The organism is Peribacillus sp. NPDC101480, assembly GCF_050277335.1.
Lineage (GTDB): Bacteria > Bacillota > Bacilli > Bacillales > DSM-1321 > Peribacillus.
On record NZ_JBNNSB010000007.1, the window covers coordinates 76,878 to 96,799 of the forward strand.

At 41.8% G+C, this 19,922-nt stretch carries 19 protein-coding genes; 17 read left to right on the forward strand and 2 right to left on the reverse strand.

Annotated features, from left to right (window positions below; translation table 11 throughout):
• Window positions 1–50: 50 nt before the first annotated feature.
• Complete coding sequence (locus ACQKMF_RS21225) at window positions 51–479, reverse strand: MarR family winged helix-turn-helix transcriptional regulator (RefSeq protein WP_101224365.1); 429 nt, start codon at window positions 477–479, stop codon at window positions 51–53.
• Between the two features lie 133 nt (window positions 480–612).
• On the reverse strand, window positions 613–1,704 hold the full coding sequence (locus ACQKMF_RS21230; protein ID WP_260356778.1) for a low temperature requirement protein A: 1,092 nt from the start codon (window positions 1,702–1,704) through the stop codon (window positions 613–615).
• Window positions 1,705–1,948: 244 nt separating this feature from the next.
• Here ACQKMF_RS21230 and ACQKMF_RS21235 point away from each other — a divergent pair, with 244 nt between their 5' ends.
• From ACQKMF_RS21235 to hisD, 17 genes are all read left to right on the forward strand, one after another.
• Window positions 1,949–2,509: an NADPH-dependent FMN reductase gene (locus ACQKMF_RS21235; RefSeq protein ID WP_427574826.1), complete on the forward strand. Its 561-nt coding sequence runs from the start codon at window positions 1,949–1,951 to the stop codon at window positions 2,507–2,509.
• Between the two features lie 170 nt (window positions 2,510–2,679).
• Complete coding sequence (gene ycaC, locus ACQKMF_RS21240) at window positions 2,680–3,321, forward strand: isochorismate family cysteine hydrolase YcaC (RefSeq protein WP_101224362.1); 642 nt, start codon at window positions 2,680–2,682, stop codon at window positions 3,319–3,321.
• Between the two features lie 1,014 nt (window positions 3,322–4,335).
• On the forward strand, window positions 4,336–5,910 hold the full coding sequence (locus ACQKMF_RS21245; protein ID WP_427574828.1) for a BglG family transcription antiterminator: 1,575 nt from the start codon (window positions 4,336–4,338) through the stop codon (window positions 5,908–5,910).
• A 36-nt stretch (window positions 5,911–5,946) separates the two neighbouring features.
• Window positions 5,947–6,402 carry a PTS sugar transporter subunit IIA gene (locus tag ACQKMF_RS21250; protein ID WP_427574830.1) on the forward strand — a complete coding sequence of 152 codons (456 nt, stop codon included), beginning with the start codon at window positions 5,947–5,949 and terminating at the stop codon, window positions 6,400–6,402.
• A complete protein-coding gene (locus ACQKMF_RS21255) occupies window positions 6,399–6,665 on the forward strand; it encodes a PTS sugar transporter subunit IIB (protein WP_048883162.1) in 267 nt (88 codons plus the stop codon). The genes ACQKMF_RS21250 and ACQKMF_RS21255 overlap by 4 nt, the downstream gene beginning before the upstream one ends.
• A gap of 17 nt (window positions 6,666–6,682) precedes the next feature.
• Window positions 6,683–6,949, forward strand: a complete 267-nt coding sequence (locus ACQKMF_RS21260; protein WP_048883161.1) for a PTS sugar transporter subunit IIB — start codon at window positions 6,683–6,685, stop codon at window positions 6,947–6,949.
• A 31-nt stretch (window positions 6,950–6,980) separates the two neighbouring features.
• Entirely contained in the window at window positions 6,981–8,249 is a 1,269-nt protein-coding gene (locus ACQKMF_RS21265) for a PTS ascorbate transporter subunit IIC (protein WP_230177169.1), read from the forward strand.
• A 119-nt stretch (window positions 8,250–8,368) separates the two neighbouring features.
• The gene (locus ACQKMF_RS21270; protein WP_230177170.1) at window positions 8,369–9,214 is read left to right on the forward strand and encodes an HAD family hydrolase; all 846 of its coding nucleotides are present in this window, start codon (window positions 8,369–8,371) and stop codon (window positions 9,212–9,214) included.
• 1,058 nt (window positions 9,215–10,272) lie between these two features.
• A complete protein-coding gene (locus ACQKMF_RS21275) occupies window positions 10,273–11,298 on the forward strand; it encodes a LacI family DNA-binding transcriptional regulator (protein ID WP_101224356.1) in 1,026 nt (341 codons plus the stop codon).
• Window positions 11,299–11,563: 265 nt separating this feature from the next.
• Complete coding sequence (locus ACQKMF_RS21280; protein ID WP_101224355.1) at window positions 11,564–12,331, forward strand: SDR family NAD(P)-dependent oxidoreductase; 768 nt, start codon at window positions 11,564–11,566, stop codon at window positions 12,329–12,331.
• 34 nt (window positions 12,332–12,365) lie between these two features.
• Window positions 12,366–13,553, forward strand: a complete 1,188-nt coding sequence (locus ACQKMF_RS21285; protein ID WP_427574835.1) for an iron-containing alcohol dehydrogenase — start codon at window positions 12,366–12,368, stop codon at window positions 13,551–13,553.
• A gap of 4 nt (window positions 13,554–13,557) precedes the next feature.
• Window positions 13,558–14,991 (forward strand): aldehyde dehydrogenase family protein, encoded by a 1,434-nt coding sequence (locus ACQKMF_RS21290; RefSeq protein ID WP_427575031.1) that lies wholly within the window; start codon window positions 13,558–13,560, stop codon window positions 14,989–14,991.
• A gap of 63 nt (window positions 14,992–15,054) precedes the next feature.
• Window positions 15,055–15,678, forward strand: a complete 624-nt coding sequence (locus ACQKMF_RS21295) for a hypothetical protein (RefSeq protein ID WP_063594732.1) — start codon at window positions 15,055–15,057, stop codon at window positions 15,676–15,678.
• A 2-nt stretch (window positions 15,679–15,680) separates the two neighbouring features.
• The gene (locus tag ACQKMF_RS21300; RefSeq protein ID WP_427574837.1) at window positions 15,681–16,379 is read left to right on the forward strand and encodes an alpha/beta fold hydrolase; all 699 of its coding nucleotides are present in this window, start codon (window positions 15,681–15,683) and stop codon (window positions 16,377–16,379) included.
• 54 nt (window positions 16,380–16,433) lie between these two features.
• Complete coding sequence (locus tag ACQKMF_RS21305) at window positions 16,434–17,210, forward strand: HpcH/HpaI aldolase family protein (protein WP_427574839.1); 777 nt, start codon at window positions 16,434–16,436, stop codon at window positions 17,208–17,210.
• A gap of 56 nt (window positions 17,211–17,266) precedes the next feature.
• Window positions 17,267–18,505, forward strand: coding sequence for an ester cyclase (locus tag ACQKMF_RS21310; protein ID WP_427574841.1), 1,239 nt, complete (start codon window positions 17,267–17,269; stop codon window positions 18,503–18,505).
• A gap of 64 nt (window positions 18,506–18,569) precedes the next feature.
• Complete coding sequence (gene hisD / locus ACQKMF_RS21315) at window positions 18,570–19,838, forward strand: histidinol dehydrogenase (RefSeq protein ID WP_427574843.1); 1,269 nt, start codon at window positions 18,570–18,572, stop codon at window positions 19,836–19,838.
• Window positions 19,839–19,922: the final 84 nt, after the last annotated feature.

The window sequence follows — 19,922 nt, forward strand, 5'->3', positions numbered from 1 at the left end:
ACAAAGATAAAAAAACAGATCACCATTCAAACGGGTGATCTGTTTTTTTATTATTTTTGAACTTTACTAAGTAAATCTAAAAGCTGTTGTTTTTCCGTCTCGTTCAAGTTGGAAAACTGTGATGCCTGAAAATGCTCTTGTTTTGGAACGACTTCATGAAAAAACTCTTTTCCTTCATCAGTCAATGAAAGGTATTTTGTTTTCCATTCCTGCTCCCGTTTAATCAATCCCATTTCTTCCATTTTCCTTAATAGTTGAGTGATATTGCCTTTCGTCACAAAAAGCTTGTTTGCCAGTTCTTGCTGAGACAATCGTTCATGGGAACCCACTTGAACCAAGATATCGAATTGGGCTGCCGATAGATTCCATTTCTTTAAATGTTGATTGGATTCCCTGATACTCTGATTATATATTCGTGTGATTCGGAACCATAACATTAAACCTAGTCTTTCCTCATTATTAGATGTGAAGGGATGCATGAATGTCACCTCATACTTTCTTTGTCCCAATCAGTTTATGAATAAACTAATTAGGTGTCAAATGCAAAAACTTCCAACTTCTATACAAAGAAACCAGTATAATCATTCGATACTGGTTTCTTTGATTTCTTTATTATGTAGTCGTTAGTTTAGCAAAGATAATAAAAAACAGTGTTAATTCGGCTATAATCACAATATTTGGTACACCTACAAACAAATTAAAAATAAAAAAGAGTGCTAAAATCCCTAAAAATAGCCCTAAATGATAAATTTGCAACCGCTGGTGTTTGTGTCTATATTGGTGGAAAACAAAAGTGGTTGAAATGAAATAGAGCAATACGGAACCAAAAACAAAATAGAGGATGAATGAATAATGGACCTCATGTAAAAACAATAATCTGATGGCTGCTGCAATCATGCTTATAGACATTAAAATAAACAGATGTCCGTAAATGATGATCTGGCCGGAAGATTGTACAGACTTGTCGACTTTCTTCTCCATGTTATCAAAATATTGCCACCACATAGCTATTATCAGGGCAAATGAAATGATGGAAAAGGCTATCGAATCCCAATTTCCTTGTTTAGGTTGAATTACCGCAAGAGTGCTGACAAGAGCTTCCCCAAAGAGAATGATGGTAAATAGACCAAAGCGCTCTAACAAGTGGGCCGTATTTGTAGGAACCTTTTCTAAGCACTTTCTTCCAAGGATCGGGACAATGATATCAATCAGAATACCCAAATACAACACAGCATACCGAAGCCAAGAATCAAAAAGGACGGAGAATAATGAAATGGCGATTCCAATCCAAAAATACCTTCCCAAAAAAAGTGCTGCCTTTTTTCTAAATCCCTTTTCAATCCGCTGTACAACAAGATATTGGATAGCAGTCACGGCTCTCAATCCAATATAACCAATTAAAAAAGAAACATAATAAGGATCAAAATCAGCAGATAAGCTTGATGTCATGATCAGGACAAAAAACATTTGCAATATCAAAAATAGCCGTTGATGAAATACATCCTTTCCAAACCGGTTAATAAATATGGTTTGCCCTACCCAAGCCCACCAGATAGGAATAAAAATCAATACGAACTTTAATAAATACTCTAGATGTATATAACCATCTTCAACATGCAGTAAAACATGAGTTGCGCCCGCAACGGCCGCCACAAATAACAAATCATAAAAGAGCTCTAACCATGTAACTTTCTTTTCATCCATCTCTGCACTCCTCCCGATCGCCTTATAGTTTATAGTATGTTGGAAATATTCAGAAAATGGAAGGGGGGTTCAATATAACTTTGGGGAAATCAATTTAGAATTCATGATCCATTATAAAAGTTCTATTTACCCAATATTAAGTTAAGCCAAATTCAGTAAATATGTAATTAGGAATAACGTCACTTTTTAAGTTTTGGTATTTTATGGTACTATAGGAGATGATTTCAAACGGGGAGGGAAGTAGATGACCAGAACCATCGGCCTTATTTGTGGCAGTTTACGGGAAAATTCTTATAATCGAATCATTGCTCAATCATTGACAGAAATGGTTGATTCGTATCAATTTCGCTGGATCGAAATTAATGATCTTCCATTGTTTAACGAAGACTTAGAAATAAGTGGGGTTCCTGAAACAGTGGCATCATTTAAATCCGCCATCCAGGGCGTCGACGGTATCATTATCGTGAGTCCAGAGTACAATTCTGGAATACCAGGCGTATTAAAAAATGCATTGGACTGGGCATCAAGACCTCGGGAGTTCGCTGTTCTTACCAAAAAACCAGTTGGTCTGATTGGAGCTACTCCTGGTGGAATGGGAACTGCATTTGCTCAAATGCAAATCAGGCAAGTATTAGAAGCCATGCAAGTTCATGTTCTTCCATTTCAAAAAATGCTGATTTCGCAAGTACATAAAAAGATTGATCCTGATCGGAAAGTGCTTACTGACGATCAAACAAAACGTTATCTTGAGCGTTATTTACAACAATTCATACATTGGATCGATCACACTCCAATTATAGATTAACAATAAATGATTCTTAATCTATATATGATTGACAGGCTATGAGTTTATAGATAAACTAAAAGCAACGATCAGTTAAGTTATAAACTGACTGGAACCAACGAAGGAGTTGGGGGGATTTCCCTACATATGAACTTTCTTCGATAGCTTTTAATAAAAGGAGGACTTTAAAAATGTCTGATCTCTATTCCCGTCTTTCCAAAGATGATGCTGCCGTTCTTCTGGTGGATCATCAAACCGGTCTTATTTCCGGGCTAGTGCGTGATTATGGTGTTGATGAATTCAAGAACAATGTTATGGCTCTGGCCAATACAGCTAAGTTTTTTGATTTACCAGTCATTTTAACGACAAGCTTTGAAAACGGACCAAACGGACCGCTCATGCAAGAATTGGAAGAACTCTTTCCTCACGCACCAAAAATAGCTCGGCCTGGACAAATTAACGCATGGGATAATGAAGATTTTGTTAAAGCAATCGAAGAAACTGGAAAAAAACAACTTATCATCGCGGGAGTGGTTACAGATGTCTGTGTTGCTTTCCCGGCACTTTCCGCTTTAAAAGCTGGTTATGAAGTATTCGCTGTCACTGATGCTTCTGGAACAGTAAGCAAACAGGTAGCTGATGCGGCTTTAGCGCGTATGGCCCATGGCGGTGTGCAGCTTATGAACTGGTTTAGCGTAGCGTGCGAATTACAACGTGATTGGCGCAACGATGTCGAAGGTTTTGGAGCTTTACTTTCCAGCCAGCTTCCTGGTTATCAAAATATCATCGGAAGCTATAGGGGGGCTCAGCGCGATTTCAGCAAGCAGATCTAGATTGTGTCTTTATCCAAGTTGAATAAGGGAGGGGACATTATGTCCTTCCCAGTTTGTAAACAAAAAGGTTTCGGAATGTTCTCATTCCGAAACCTTTTTTATTTTTTACCGGATTTGAAGCGTTCTTAACCGCGTTTTATAAGCTGCAGCTTTCAAACAAAAAAAGAATGTACCATAATTATTCTTCAAAACCTTATTCACTTGAATAGTTAGAGGATACCCTTTGTAAAGTCTTCTTTTTGTTTATCGTTTTTTGAACCATTTTTTTATCATTATGCATTCTCCAATTAATAAACCTACTAGAACATAAGTAATGCCTATAAAATAATCTGGATTTTCAAATAAAATGTCTGCAAGTATTGTACCAATAAAAATCCCTAAAAGAATAATAATATATGATTTATATCTAAACCTTAGGTAATTAAACATGAAAATACAATTCCTCACTTTTTTAGTTAGTATATTACGCATTGTAATCTAAATATTTTGAATTTACAAATAAAAAGAGGAGGTTTTACCTATGGAAATGAGATTTTTAGTCTATTGGTTGCCTTTTTCATTACTTTTTCATTATTTTCAAGTAGTACAAAGCATTTGCTTCTTAAAAACATGAAAAGCAAGAAGTATTGTTTGAAGGTACTAGCGGTGTGAATTAGTAATCTGGAATGGAAGGTAAAAAGACTCCTGCGGGAGATACGTGTCCAAGGAGACCGAAGGCGAAAAGGCGCACCTAGGCAGCTCCCAGAACGCCTGCAGAAAGCGAGTGCCTGGAACGTACAAGGAACACCCCCTCCAATAGTGTGTGCAATTTCATTTTAATACTGCATAATGCACTTTTAATTCACCCGCTTTTCTACAAGGCAGAATGGTAATTGACCTAGCAAGGATGCAGTATTGTGCACAAATGTTTATAGAGTATATTATTGTGCAGTACCTATGACAACATTCGGACTGAGAAACGCTACATTTTTAATAAGAAGTGAGATATCGTAGAAGCAGGGAGAGGGATTGAGAATGTTTTTAGATGAAAGAAGCGCCAATTTACTAAAACTATTACAGCATTCGCCCATTTCAAAAATGAAAGAGCTTGAAGCCCAAACAGGTCTGACGAGAAGGCAAATCCAATATGGTCTGAGCAAAGCGAATGACTGGCTCCAATTTCATGGATATCAACCGATTCAATATAATCGTGAAATGGGCTACTCCTTTTCTGAAACAATCAGGGATGAAGAATTGAATGTAAAACTAACAAAACGCAATTATATATTTTCAGAGACAGATAGGGAAAAGGTCTTTTACCTCATGATCCTGTTAAGCCGAGAGGAATTGTCCGTCTATCATTTCCAAACGATCACCGGGCTTTCACGAAATACGGTGCTGAAGGATTTAAAAAGACTTAAAGAGAAGAACAGGGACATATCGCTCAAAATCCAGTATTCCAAACAAGATGGCTACGTGGTGATTGGGGAAAGCCGAACAAAGAGATATATCATCGAACGTCTTGTGCATGATGTACTGAACAGTCCCAATAGTGAATGGATCATGGAGTGCATATGGGGAAATCATGAAAAGCAAATCAGCTCGATCCGGTTACAGCTTGAAAGGGCCGAACGTAAATTGGGCATCACCTTTACGGATGAACGGCTTCATGAACTGAGCTATTTATTTCTATGTACAGATCAGCTCATAGGAAAAGGGGAAGAGTTACAGGCAGATGAGAGCTGGGCACCGTTTGTTGCGACGGAAGAATACAAACTGGTTGAGGAAATGACCAGGACGAATGCCTTTCAATCAGTATGGAGCGAAACGGAAAACTTATACGCAACCTTACATTTACTGAGCATGAATCGAACGAAGGATATTTCCCCTCTTAAGGATGATGAAGTCATTCAACACCTTTTGCAGGAAATCGTGGAAGAGTTCGAGAGGCTGGCATTTGTTCACCTAAAAGACAAAGAGCAGCTATGCCAACAATTATACGTTCATTTTAAACCGGCATATCATCGCCTGCGGTATGGCCTCCCGCAAATGAATCCGATGACGGGACGGGTGCAGAAGGTATATCCCGAACTGCATCATTTGACAAAAAAATCTCTGTGGGTGTTGGAGAAAGAGGTTGGCTGTCCAGTATCAGAAGAAGAAGTGGCATATTTCACAATCTATTTTGGCGGATGGCTGCGCAGGCAAGGAACTACATTGGATGATCGAAAACGGGCGATTGTCGTATGCCCGAATGGTATTGGCATCAGCAATATCCTCATTTATACATTGAGGGAATTATTTCCTGATATTTTGTTCCTGGATGTTTTGTCCGTTAGGAATGCGGCTGAATACCCACTGTCGTACGATCTTGTTTTCTCGACAGTGCATATGAGAACAAAAGCGGCATTATTCGTTGTACCGCCGATTTTGGAAATGCAGGACAAACATACATTACGCCAGCAGGTCATGCAGGAATTGTATGGATATACGAGTGAAACTGTGGATGTTGCAGCTTTATTAAAGATCATTGCCAAGTATGCAACCATCCATGAACAGGATCAGCTTGAAAAGGCTTTGAAGTCGAATGTGTATACCCATACACCATAAATAACCCAATTTTCTTTAAAGGAGGCAGAGAAGCCTGTGTTAGAAGAACTGCTCAATATGCAAACAATCCAATTACAGCAGCAAGTTTCCGATTGGAAAGAAGCCATTCAAGTCGCGGCCAAGCCTCTCGTGGACTTAGGTACCGTCGAAGAACGATATGTGGATGCCATGATTGAGGCAATAGAAACGAATGGACCATATGTAGTGATAACGCCTGGAGTGGCGATTCCCCATGCACGTCCGGAGCAGGGGGTCAGGTCTTTATCCATGAGTTTGCTGAAATTGGATGAGGCCGTGGACTTTGCGCCGGATAAACCGGTCCGCCTGATTATCATTTTGGCGGCCGTAGATAACGATTCGCATCTTCGGGCATTGATCCAGCTTACTCAATTATTGAATGAGCCAGCCAATATAGAAGAAATCTTAAGCACTTCAGATAAATCGGTCCTTATGGAGTACGTTCATAAATATTCGAAGGAGGAAGCGGAATGAAAATCATGGTAGTATGCGGAAACGGATTGGGAAGCAGCTTCATCATGGAGATGAATGTGAAGAAAGCATTGACGGAAATGGGGAAGACAGCCGAGGTGGATCATACGGATCTGGCATCTGCAAAAACGGTTCAGGCTGATATTTTCCTGGGAGCGGCAGATATTGTCGGTCAGCTGGATGATGGAACCCGGACGATCGTCACACTGGAGAACATGATGAGCATCCCTGAAATCAAATCAAAATTGGAAATGCACGTAGGATAAAAAAAGGAGAGATTGATATGAAGAAAATCATGGTAGTATGCGGTAATGGATTGGGAAGCAGCTTCATCATGGAGATGAATGTGAAGAAAGCATTGACGGAAATGGGGAAGACAGCCGAGGTGGATCATACGGATCTGGCATCCGCAAAAACGGTTCAGGCTGATATTTTCCTGGGAGCGGCGGATATTGTCGGTCAGCTGGATGATGGAACCCGGACGATCGTCACACTGGAAAACATGATGAGCATTCCTGAAATCACATCGAAATTGGCTTCACATCTATAAGAAGAAAACATAAAGAAGAGGGGGAGAGGCAATGCTGGAACTTATCATGAATGACATCTTGGGTACACCTTCCATACTTGTGGGGCTGTTTGCCCTCATCGGACTGCTGTTACAGCGGAAATCCAGTGCGGATGTCGTATCTGGAACGCTAAAAACCGTCATGGGCTTCATTATCATCGGAGCGGGAGCGGCGGTGCTCATTGGCGCCCTTGATATATTCAGTAAAATGTTCGATCATGCATTCAACGTACAAGGCGTCATACCGAATAACGAAGCCATTGTCGCAGCCGCCCAAAGTGATTTTGGGACTTCGACTGCACTTATCATGGTATTTGGTATGGTTGTCAATGTTTTGCTAGCTCGTTTCACGCCATTTAAATATATATTTTTAACGGGACACCATACCTTATTCATGGCTTGTTTACTTGCAGTCACCCTATCGGTCGGCGGGCTCAGCGGATTTCCGCTTATCTTGGTCGGCTCCATTCTATTAGGAGTATGCATGGTGATGTTCCCAGCCCTCCTTCAGCCATACGTACGGAAGATTACCGGCAGCGATGATTTTGCCATCGGCCATTTCGGCACAATCGGGTATTTCGTATCCGCGACTGTGGGAAAATGGTTTGGAAATAAGGAAAAAACGACAGAGCAAATCAAGGTTCCTAAATCTTTAGGATTCCTGAGGGATACATCTGTCGCTGTATCGCTTACGATGACGATGTTCTTCGTGATCGTCGCATTGTTTGCCGGACAGAACTATATTGAAACGGAATTATCCGGCGGTTCGAACTTCATCGTATTTTCTTTCATCCAGGCGATAACATTTGCTGCAGGAGTCTACATCATCCTTGCGGGGGTACGGATGTTAATTGCTGAAATCGTTCCTGCATTCAAAGGGATTGCCGATAAAGTGGCGCCGAATACAAAACCTGCATTGGACTGTCCGACCATCTTTCCATTCGCTCCAAATGCAGTGATCATCGGGTTCCTATTCAGTTTCCTTGCTGGACTATTATCCATGTTCCTCCTTCCGGTACTAGGATTGAAAGTAATCGTTCCGGGACTTGTACCGCATTTCTTCACCGGAGCTGCAGCAGGTGTTTTCGGAAATGCCACAGGAGGCAGACGAGGAGCGATGCTTGGATCATTTGCCAACGGACTCATCATCAGTTTCCTGCCGGCGATACTCCTGGTCTTCTTGGGGGATGTAGGGTTTGAAGGGACCACATTTGGTGATTCGGACTTCGGTGTGGTCGGTCTCTTGATCCTGAGTGTCATGAAACTTTTAGGATTATCCTAAACTTTTATACTAATAAGGTACAGAAATAAAAATATATGAATGAAACCAGCAGCCTAACATCTTCTAGATAATGGGCTGTTGGCATTTTCATCATCATTCTGATTTTTGAGGTGATTTTCATGACCAACAAGGCAATTGTGCTCGATTTGGATGGCACGACATTGAACGAAAGAAATAATGTGAATGAGACGCTGGAACAATACATAGGCGAACTCAGGAAAAGCGGTAAACTGATTTTCATTGCAACAGGAAGAACGCTGGAAGAAGTGAGGGACGTTTTGCCGTCCGGCATGGAAGCCGATGGAATGGTGACCGCCAATGGAATGTCCGTATTCATCGGAAAGGAACAAATAGTAGAACACGCCCTGTCGACGGAACTTGTGGAGGAATTGGTAGCAAAAGCAGGAGCAGAAGAGATTTTTTACGAAGTTCATCCGAATGATGGAACACGGATGGCATTACTTAAAGATAAAGACTATATGGTTAAACAAGGTTTGATACCAAAACCTGAGACAGTCGATGAAAATGAATGGCTATCAAGACAGGATGCAGTCGAAGACAAAATAAGATGGTCGGAACAATTGGATATAAGCAGCGTCGCCAAGATCTACTTTTTCAGCAATGAAATGAATACGATTCGAAAATGGAAAGCGGAGTTGGGGAAAATCAAGCAGTACAATGCCTTTACCACAGCTTCCTCCACCCATCATAATGTAGAAGTGACCGTGGAAGGCATCACAAAAGCAACAGGCGTTCAACTGCTGCTGAAACATTTTCAGCTAGCACCCGAAAATATCCTCGCAGTAGGCGATGGCGAAAATGACCTCCCGCTATTTAAACTCGCCGGACATTGCGTTGCCATGAAAAATGCCACTGACCTTGTCAAAGAACAAGCCGATGAAGTGACGGAGTATTCATATCGAGAAGATGGACTGTATCGCTTTTTAAAGGCTAAGTTTCACTGAAACCTGGAAGGCGAGTGCCTTACGTTCCAAACAACGTGTAAGTTTTGACAACTTAATTATATCTACAAAAGGGGTTCGGAATGGTATCATTCCGGACCTTGATATTAAACAAGATTCCTTAATGGTTTTAAACTGTTTGAAACCCTCAAAGGATTGAAGAAATTTGCGACACTCCTGCCGAATAACTGGCTAGCCGAGACCCCACAGACGCTTACGTCGAGGAGGCTTGGCAGACAGTCGGCGGAAAGGGAGCGGATTTCTGAAATGACTCCGACCGTTATTTAAAATTACAGGCAACTCAATTAATACTAGTTTGTCGACATAAGAGGGGCGGACACCCCGACCATGATATTAGGACAAGATTCCTTAATGGGTTTTTGACTGTTTTATGAAACCCTCAATGGATTGAAGAAATTTGCGACACTCCTGCCGAATAACTGGCTAGCCGAGAGCCCACAGACGCTTGCGTCGAGGAGGCTTGGCAGACAGTCGGCGGAAAGGGAGCGGATTTCTGAAATGACTCCGACCGTTATTTAAAATTACAGGCAACTCAATTAATACTAGTTTGTCGACATAAGAGGGGCGGACACCCCGACCAAGATATTAGGACAAGATTCCTTAATAGTTTTAAACTGTTTGAAACCCTCAATGGATTGAAGAAATTTGCGACACTCCTGCCGAATAACTGGCTAGCCGAGACCCCACAGACGCTTGCGTCGAGGAGGCTTGGCAGACAGTCGGCGGAAAGGGAGCGGATTTCTGAAATCAACGCCGAACGTTTTTTAAAATTGTATGCAATGTCTACGTCTGGAGCCAATCTTTAAAGATCGGCTCTTTTTCATATAGGATATGAAAAGCTACAAAAGCTGCTTCATTCACTTTATTTTCCGAAAATTTTAACCTCACACAATCCAAAACCCAAAACTGTTCCATAACTGGAAGTAAAATTTTAAATATTATGATATATTAAAGGGAAATCATAATGTTTATTTTGTATAAATACGTTAGTTTAGTTTCCTAGGATAACAATTACTAGACGTAGAAAGGATTAATGAAGCATGAAGAGAGTGACGACAGAAGATGTGGCAAAAATAGCGGGTGTTTCACAATCGACCGTTTCCAGGGTGTTGAATGATTACCCCTATATTAAGAAAAACACGCGTGACAAGGTTCTTGCTGTAATTAATGAGCTGGGTTTTACAAGGGATGAAATAGCCAGAAGCCTTGTTGAAAAAAGAACCAAATCAATAGGTTTGATATTAGGGAGCATTTCAAATCCATTCTTTGCTGAAACGGCGGAAGTCATTATAGAAAGGGCACAGGAATTAAAATATGATGTCATCGTTTATAACACGGGGCATAAAGATGAAAACTTGGAACAAGCCATTAATTTGCTGATTGGCAAAAGGGTAGAGGGAATCATTCTTACAAGCGTTAGTAAAAACTATACTGAAAAAATCAAAAAGTTACATGATAATGGATTTCCAGTATTATTATATAATAGTTTCCTCGATATCAAGGACGTTAACTTTATCGTAATGGACAATAATAAAGGTGCCAGGCTCGCTGTTCAGCATCTAATAAAATTAGGACATAAAAAAATTGCGAAAATATCCGGTCCATCCAAATACTTGGCAACATATGAGCGAACGGTAGGTTATAAAGAAGAGCTGATGGAGAACGGATATGAGATTGATGAAGGTTTGATTTTCAATAGCGAATTTTCCTATGACAAGATTTATTCATTTACAAAAAAACTGCTGAAAAAGAAGGACAGGCCGACTGCAATCATTGCCGCATCAGATCAGATGGCTCTCGCAGTCTTAGATGCAGCTTCAAGTCTGAATTTGAAAATCCCTGCTGATTTATCCGTTGTTGGGTTTGATAATATAAGATTGTCCTCTAATGAATTTATAGGGCTGACCACAGTATCTCAACAAATGGATCAAATGTCCTTAACAGCTTTGGAAAAACTAATCTTTCTCATAGAAAATAAAGAAACATCATCTTCATCTATACAAATTTTTCTTAAGCCTGAATTGATGGTCCGTAAAACAACAGGGCCTGCCCCCATGCAAGACTAAGGGTAAAGGCAGGTTTTGGGTTGGGCCTTAAGTGTATTTTTTATTAACACTCCTTATATAGAAATCGGTCACTTTTAATATATAAATTAAAGTTTTTTAGACTTAATATTATTTTTACTATTTACAAAAGTCAGAAAGTTGTTTATATTGTAATTTGTAATCGCTAACAAGTATTTTGCATAATTTTGAATACGTATTCAAAACCAAAATGCCAAATGCCTGAATGTAAAAAAATCGCCTCGATGAGGTAAAGATAGGTGATAGATTGGATATAAATCATTTATTTAATTTAAGCGGTAAAGTGGCTATCATAACAGGCGCAAGTAAAGGAATCGGTAAAGACTTAGCCCATTTGCTTGCGCAGGCCGGAGCCGATATAGCGATAGTTGCCCGCAATAAAGAGCAACTCGAAGAAGCTGCACATGAAATTGGGCAAACCGGTGCAAATGTTTTACCCGTTTCATTTGACTTAACAAAGGTTGAGGAAACGGCGGAAGTAATGGAAGGGATATACAAACACTTCGGTAAGATTGATATTTTAATAAATAATGCAGGAATTAACGTGGCAAAGCCAGCTGAAGTGCTGACATCGCAAGATTGGGATACAGTACTGGACATTAATTTAAAAAGTGTATTTTTTACGAGCCAAGCTGCAGGGAAGTATATGATCGACCAAAAAAAAGGCAAAATCATAAATATGTCTTCGCAAATGGCATTCGTCGGTTATTACAAACGGGCTGCATACTCCTCCAGTAAAGGCGGAATTACACAGCTGACAAAAGCGCTTGCGATAGAATGGGCACCATATCAGGTCAATGTCAATGCCATTGCTCCAACTTTCATTGAAACACCGATGACCAAGCCGATGTTTGAAGATGAAACGTTCAAAACTGAAGTATTGAGCAGAATTCCGCTTGGCAGACTTGCTAAAACGGAGGATTTATTTGGCGGCGTGGTCTATCTGGCATCGGATTGTTCAGATATGATGACAGGTCAAACATTGGTGGTTGATGGCGGTTGGACTGTCTGGTGAGTTTTTTGAATACGTATTCAAAGGAGGGGTAATCATGTCTATTGCTCAAAATATAATCCAAGATTTTCGAATGCCGACAGTTTTCCGGGTTGGTGTTGGGGCATTTACGACGTTAGTAAAGGAAATCGAAGAGCTGGGAGCCAAGAAGGTTGCGATTGTAAGTGACAAAGGTCTGGAAAAAGTTGGCGTTGTTCAAAAAGTGTTGGATCACATTAAGCCCCTATCCGTACCAACCATTACATATACGGAGATTTCGGGAGAGCCGACGTTTCAGCTATTGAAGGAGGCCGTACTAACGCTGGATGCCGAAAAATGTGATGTAATCATCGGAATCGGCGGGGGAAGTGCGCTGGATGTAGCAAAAGCAACAGCAGCTTTATGCGGGAAAGACGATATAACAACTTATCTAAACGGTGAAAAAGTGGTGAAATCGAGAACGGTCAAATGCATTCTTTTGCCGACAACTTCAGGAACAGGTTCGGAAGTGACGATGAATGCCATTTTCGGTGATGAAGAGCAGCAAGTAAAAAGAGGGATCGTAAGCCCGGTATTCCTTCCGGATGTAGCGATCATCGATCCGGAATTAACCATTTCCTGCCCGGCACGAGTAACCGCGGCATCAGGGGTGGACGCCTTTACACATGCCATCGAATCTTATATTGCCATCAAGGCTACACCGCTTACGAAAGTTTATTCAGAGAAAGCAATGAAACTATTTCCTTCGAACATTGCGAGAGCTGTCCATAACGGAAATGATTTGGATGCACGGACAGGAATGAGCTGGGTAAGTTCGTTAGCGGGTGTGGCTCTAGCAAATGCAGGGGTTGGGGCGGTTCATGCACTGGCCTATCCGCTAGGCGGTAAATATCATATTGAGCATGGTGTCGCAAATGCCCTTTTAATGCCATTCGTTTTCGAAGTGATTGGGAAAACATGCACGGAAGAAATGATGGAGGTAGCGTCCTTTTTACAGCTGGGTGATTTCAAATCACAGCCAAGCGAAGCATTGAAGGCAGTTGTTGATTATATGTATCAGCTTCTGGAGGATCTTGATTTACCTACATCGTTATCAGAACTTGGGATTGAAGAGGACTCATTACCGATGCTGGCGGAACAGGCGGCTAAAATTGATCGCTTGCTATCGAACACTCCTTATAAGCTAAATGAACAAAAGATTCTCGGAATCTATCAAAGCGCCTTTAAAGGAAGGGTGGGAAACTGACTTGATCAAGACAAATTCCGATAAAAAGAGATTATACATCGGCGGCGAGTGGCTGGCAGAAAAGAATCATTACGATCTTCGGTCCCCTTATTCCGGCAAAGTGATCGCGCAAGTGCCTTTGGCAGAAAAGGAGACGGTACTAAAAGCGATAGAATGTGCGGAACAAGGTGCAAAAGAAATGAAAAAGCTAACAGCCCTTGAGCGCTCCAATATCTTGGAACGTGCAGCCGAAATTTTCAAGGAAAGGCTTGAGGAATGTGCATTAATACTCGCTAAGGAAAATGCTAAGCCATTAAAGGCGGCAAGGGGCGAAATTTTACGCACGATTGAAACATACAAGTTTGCAGCAGAAGAGGCAAAACGGATTCATGGTGAAACGATTCCGATGGATGCCGCTAAAAATGGCAAGGGCCGCTTTGCTTATACAAAGCGTGAACCGCTCGGCGTCATTGCTGCCATCACACCATTTAACTTTCCATTTAATTTAGCGGCACATAAGCTTGGTCCCGCGTTTGCTGCAGGCAACTCGGTCATTTTAAAACCGGCTTCACAGACACCGCTTAGTGCATTGGCCGCAGCCGGAATTTTTGAAGAAGCAGGTTTACCTAAAGGCGCCCTGAATGTTGTCACAGGTAAAGGAAGCGTCGTTGGCGATGTATTGGTCACTGATCCGAGAATTAAAATGGTCACATTTACAGGAAGTGTCGAAGTCGGCTTGGGGATCAAAGAAAGAGCTGGCTTGAAAAAGGTGACATTGGAGCTTGGTTCCAATTCTGCTGTCATTATCGACAGTGCTGCTGACTTGGATGCCGTTGCACAGCGCTGTGTCGAAGGTTCCTTTGCCTATTCAGGTCAGGTTTGCATCTCTGTCCAACGAATTTATGTACAGGAAGATTTATATGAGTCATTTTTGCAAAAGTTTACCGAAAAGACGAAACAGCTAAAATTTGGAGATCCGGAATCAGAAGATACAGATCTTTCCGCGTTGATCAGTATAAATGAAGCAAAACGAGTGGAAGGGTGGATCGAATCGGCTAGAAACGCTGGAACGGAAATCGCATATGGCGGTCAAAGAACAGGTGCAATCCTTCATCCAACCATTATCAAGAATGCGGGGTCAACACAGGAGGTAAGCTGCCAAGAAGCATTTGCCCCCATCGTTTCAGTGAATTCCTATAGCACATGGGATGAAGCCATCGATCTTGTGAATGATTCTTTATACGGCCTTCAAGCAGGCGTCTATACAACTTCGATGCCAAAAGCTTTTGATGCTGTTGAACGGCTTGAGGTCGGAGGTGTCATCGTGAACGACATACCATCGTTCAGGGTTGACCAAATGCCATATGGCGGTGTGAAAAACAGCGGGACTGGCAGGGAAGGTGTTAAGTATTCAGTCGAGGAAATGACAGAATTAAAACTAGCCGTCTTTACTCTCTAAATAGCGCGGTCATGAAAATAAAAAAATGAAAAAAATCAACGAACACGGAAGGGGAAAATCAAAATGTCAGTACAAGAGCCTAAAGTAAAAAAAGCGGTAACGAATGAGGAAATGGAAAACAATTGGATCGTCCGTTTTGATCAAATGAAATCAAAAGGAATACCGTTAATGTTCATTGATAGTATCATTCCGGGTCATCAACGTATCAACTATACATTAATTGGTGATACAGCAAGCGAAAATGATAATTTCACTCCTGAAATTACCGAGCCGCATGGTTTTCAAATCGGAATGGTGAAAGCCCAAAAAGGGAACGGTCCTGCTTACCATACGCATGATTACATTGAATCCTTCCTTCCTCTTTCAGGAAAATGGCGTTTTTACTGGGGGAAGGGCCCTGATGAAATTGATGGCGAAACGATCATCGATCAATGGGACTTAATTTCATTACCGCCAGGCTTATGGAGAGGTTTCGAAAACATCAGTGAAGAAGATGCTTGGATCTTCGCCGTTCTTGAACAACATAAAGTATTTGATGGAAAAGACCCTTACTGGTCACCAAAAGTGATCAAGGATGCAGCTGAATATGGATTCTTTGCCAATGATTTAGGCAAAATGATTAAACCGGATAACTTTGAAGAACTTGAAAAGGAAATTGCCGATAAATTAAAAATGGGTGAAAAATAAGAATGGCTAAAGTCCCGCTCATTTTGCTTCCTGGTACGCTTTGTGATGAGCGTCTATGGGAAACGGTGAACCTATCAGATCTTGCTGATGTGAAAGTCTGTGATGTATCGAAGGCTGATACTATAGAAGGAATCGCAAAGTCGGTATTGGAAGAGGCACCTGATAAGTTTGCACTTGCAGGTTTATCCCTGGGTGGCATCATTTCTCTGGAAATCATGCGAATAGCACCAGAACGGGTCATAAAGCTAGCGTTGCTTGATACGAATCCAAACCCTCCAAGCCTTGAACAAATCGAAGGTTGGGAGAGGTTCATCGATATGGCGAATAACGGTCAATTTCTGGATATTACTATCAATCACCTTCTGCCGGTGTTAATCCACCCAGACCGAAGAAATGATGAAGGATTAGTTTCAACGATCATCGATATGGCTGAAAAAGTCGGGATCGAAGGATATATCAATCAGTTAAAAGCAGTGATGACGCGCTATGACCAACGTCCCATCCTTTCTACTATTTCATGCCCGACCATGATTTTGGTAGGAAGGGAAGACAGGGTGTGCCCCCTGCACATGTCCGAGTTTTTAACGGAAAACATCCCGGCGGCGAATCTTGAAATCATAAGTCATTCAGGCCATTTAAGCCCTTTGGAACAGCCTGAAAAAGTAAGCGCTGCATTGAGGGAATGGCTGTCATGTAATTGAAATGCTGGGAACTGGATTGAACAAGATACAGTCTGTAGAAAGAGAGGGAAGACAATGAAGAATAATGCCATAAAGGAAAAAATCAAACGCGGGGAACAAGTTCTTGGTGCATTTTTAGGGATAAATTCCCCGCCATTAGTCGAAATGCTCGGTTATGCCGACTTTGATTTCGTCGTAATAGATGACGAGCATGGTGCATTCAGTGCATCAGAGCTTGAAAACATTATCCGTACGGCAGATTCTATTGGGCTTGTCCCGATCGTCCGGGTTTCATATGACCCTTCCAGTATTCAAAAGGCTTTAGATCGCGGAGCAAAAGGTGTACAAGTACCAATGGTCAATACAAAAGAAGAGGCACTTGAGGTAGTTAAGCGGGCTAAATTCCCTCCATATGGAAATAGAGGAGTATCGTATTCCACCAGACCGGCGCGTTACGGAAAAGATGGCGGAAAACACTATTTAGATGAGAGTAATGAAAATGTTATGATAATTGTGCATATTGAAACGCTCGCTGCAGCAAACAATTTTGAAGACATTGCAACAGTTCCTGGTATTGATTTGGCATTTATCGGTTCTACAGACCTCTCGGTGAACATGGGATACCAACTAGAAGGGGCAAGTCATCCTGAAGTGCAAAAGGTCATCGATGAACTGTTCATAAAAGGGAAAGAGCTCGATATGCCAATTGGTACCGTTGCCAGTAACAGCGCTGCCGCTAATGCGGCTTTTGACAAAGGCGCCCAATATGTCGGGGTCATATTGAATAATGTGATTACGTCTGCGTTAAATGATGTTGTCTCTGTAAGCAAGGCCACTCAATCTGTTAAATGACTTTACAAGAAGTACAGCATTTCAACGAAACTATTTAAACGAAAAGGATGGTTATAATGGCAGACAAAAAGACAGGTTCAGTGCAAGTATCTCCAAAAGAAGAAAAAACAGCAACGAATGCAAGCCAACCGGTCAAGAAAACACCGAACTTCATCTTCTATGCGGATGCTGAAGACGTTAATATGCTCGATACAAAAGATGATTATGATTACATTAATATAGAAGAAACGAATCAAAAGAAACAGAGGATGAACGGCTTTGACCCGGAATACAATAACATCGTTGATTATATTGTGAAAATCACACGTCAAATCTGGAAAGAGAAAGACATCGGACTTATTTACGATACGTATAGCACAAGCATATCCGTTCATAAAGGGTTGATCAATAGCCATGGGGTTAACGAAGTCATCTCAGGTACGCTGCAAACCTTGCATGCTTTTCCGGATCGGAAAGGGCTGGGATGGAGTGTAATCTGGTCAGGGGATGATGAAGCAGGATTTTTCACTTCACACCGGGGGCGTTCAGTTGCAACGAACCTTGGAGATAGTTTATACGGTCCTGCCACCGGAAAGAAAGTGATGTTCAGAACAAGCGCTGATTGTATGATCTTAAATAATAAGATATACGAAGAATGGCTTGTGATGGATACATATCATCTTGTCCTGCAACTTGGCTTGGATCCGGTCGAGTTTGCTAAAAAAATGGCTAGAAGTACGCAGAAGCTTGCTCCTTCGATACAGTTTGGATTTAAAGAGACAGCAGAAACGGGGCTACCTCCCAAACTATTCACGCCATCCTCTGATGAGTTCGAGATAGGGGAGTTCATGCAGCTTGTATTCAATCGAATTTGGGCTCGGCGCTCATTTAATTTTGTTCGGGAATATTATGAGGAAAATGCAGTCGTTCATTATGTCTGCAACAAGGATGTAATCGGAGTAAGTGAAATTCAAGGAATGTTCATGAGCCTCTTTGCCTCCATACCGAATGGGAAAGTGATTCTTGAGAGGGTAACTTGTAATAGACGCGGCTCTGACAGTGATTGGGATGTAGCTGTTCGCTGGAGAATACAAGGAGTGCACGAAGGAACGGGATACTTCGGAGCCCCTAGCGGAAAAGCCATTGATATTGCCGGCATCAGCCACTATAAAATCCGCAATCAAAAAATTTCGGAGGAATGGCTATTGTTTGATGGAATGGAAGTTTTGCGTCAGATCTATTTGCCTGATGAAAACGAATCACAACAAGATGGTGAATCCACAATCGATGACGGGAATTTTACCGGCGTATCATGATTGGCCAGTTGACGGCTGTTCTGCAGCCGTCACTTTACTAAACAACGATTAGGGGGAAAATAGGATGGAATATATGAAAAAAGCGGATTTAGTTGAACAGACCTCTTCACATGAAGTGGAACAAACGGTGAAGTCCATTATTGAAAATGTAAAAGCAGGCGGGGATGATGCCGTACGGGAATATGAAAAAAAATTCGGTGATTCCGATCGTCCTGTCCGGGTTAGTGAAGAAGAGATCGAGCGTTGCATCAATACTCTTCCTGAAGAGGTAAAAGTTCTGATTGATAGAGTCGTGGAAAGAGTATCCGATTTTGCTAAAGCACAGTTGAACTGCCTAACTCCATTCGAAAAGGACTTTGGCGAGGGTATTAAAATGGGCCATAGAATCGTACCGATCGAAAAGGTGGGGGCTTATGTTCCAGGCGGGAGATTCCCGTTATTATCATCAGGACCCATGGTCGTTGCCCCGGCAAAGGTAGCAGGAGCAAAAAGGATCGTTGCAGCAAGCCCGGCCAATTATGAAGGCGGCATCCATCCGGCCGTTTTATATGGCTTGATCCGCTCCGGTGCAACAGACATTTTTGCAATTGGCGGGGCGCAGGCCATTGCTGCCATGGCATATGGAACCGAATCCATTCCGGAAGTGGATATCATCGCTGGACCAGGTAACCGGTTTGTCGCAGAAGCAAAACGTCAGGTGTTCGGTAAAGTGGGCATAGACCTTATTGCCGGACCGAGTGAAGTGATGGTATTTGCTGATGATTCGGCTTCACCTCAGAAAATAGCGGCCGATTTACTTGCCCAGGCTGAACACGATCCGTACGCACGGGCCATTCTTGTCACAACGTCCAGAACGGTTGCCGAAGAAACAGAAAAAGCAATCGAAGGATTTTTGAAAACATTCTCACCATCTTCCCCTGCACACGAATCATGGGAAAAAAGAGGGGAAATCATTTATGCAGATTCATTACAAGAAGGACTGGATATTTGCAATGATTATGCCATTGAACATCTACATTTGCATATCAAAAATAGCCGCGAATTGATGGATAAACTAAATAATTATGGATCATTGTTCCTTGATGAAGGAAGTTCCGTCGTCTTCTCTGACAAAGTATCTGGAACGAACCATACATTGCCGACTCAAAAGGCAGCAAGATATACAGGGGGACTTTGGGCAGGAAGTTATGTGAAAGTCATGACACATCAGGAAATTACAGGTCAGGGCATTCAATTCCTGGCATCCCATGCGGAAGATCAATCCGAAATCGAAGGCTTGGAAGGCCATAAATTATCGGCTACAGTCAGGTTGACAAAGTGTGCTTCTAAATGATTATGATTGCTGAAAACGCATTCAATTAAGGAGCATGCTTCTGGTGCAGCCCCTTGAAGAAATGGATACTACCATTCTGCCTGA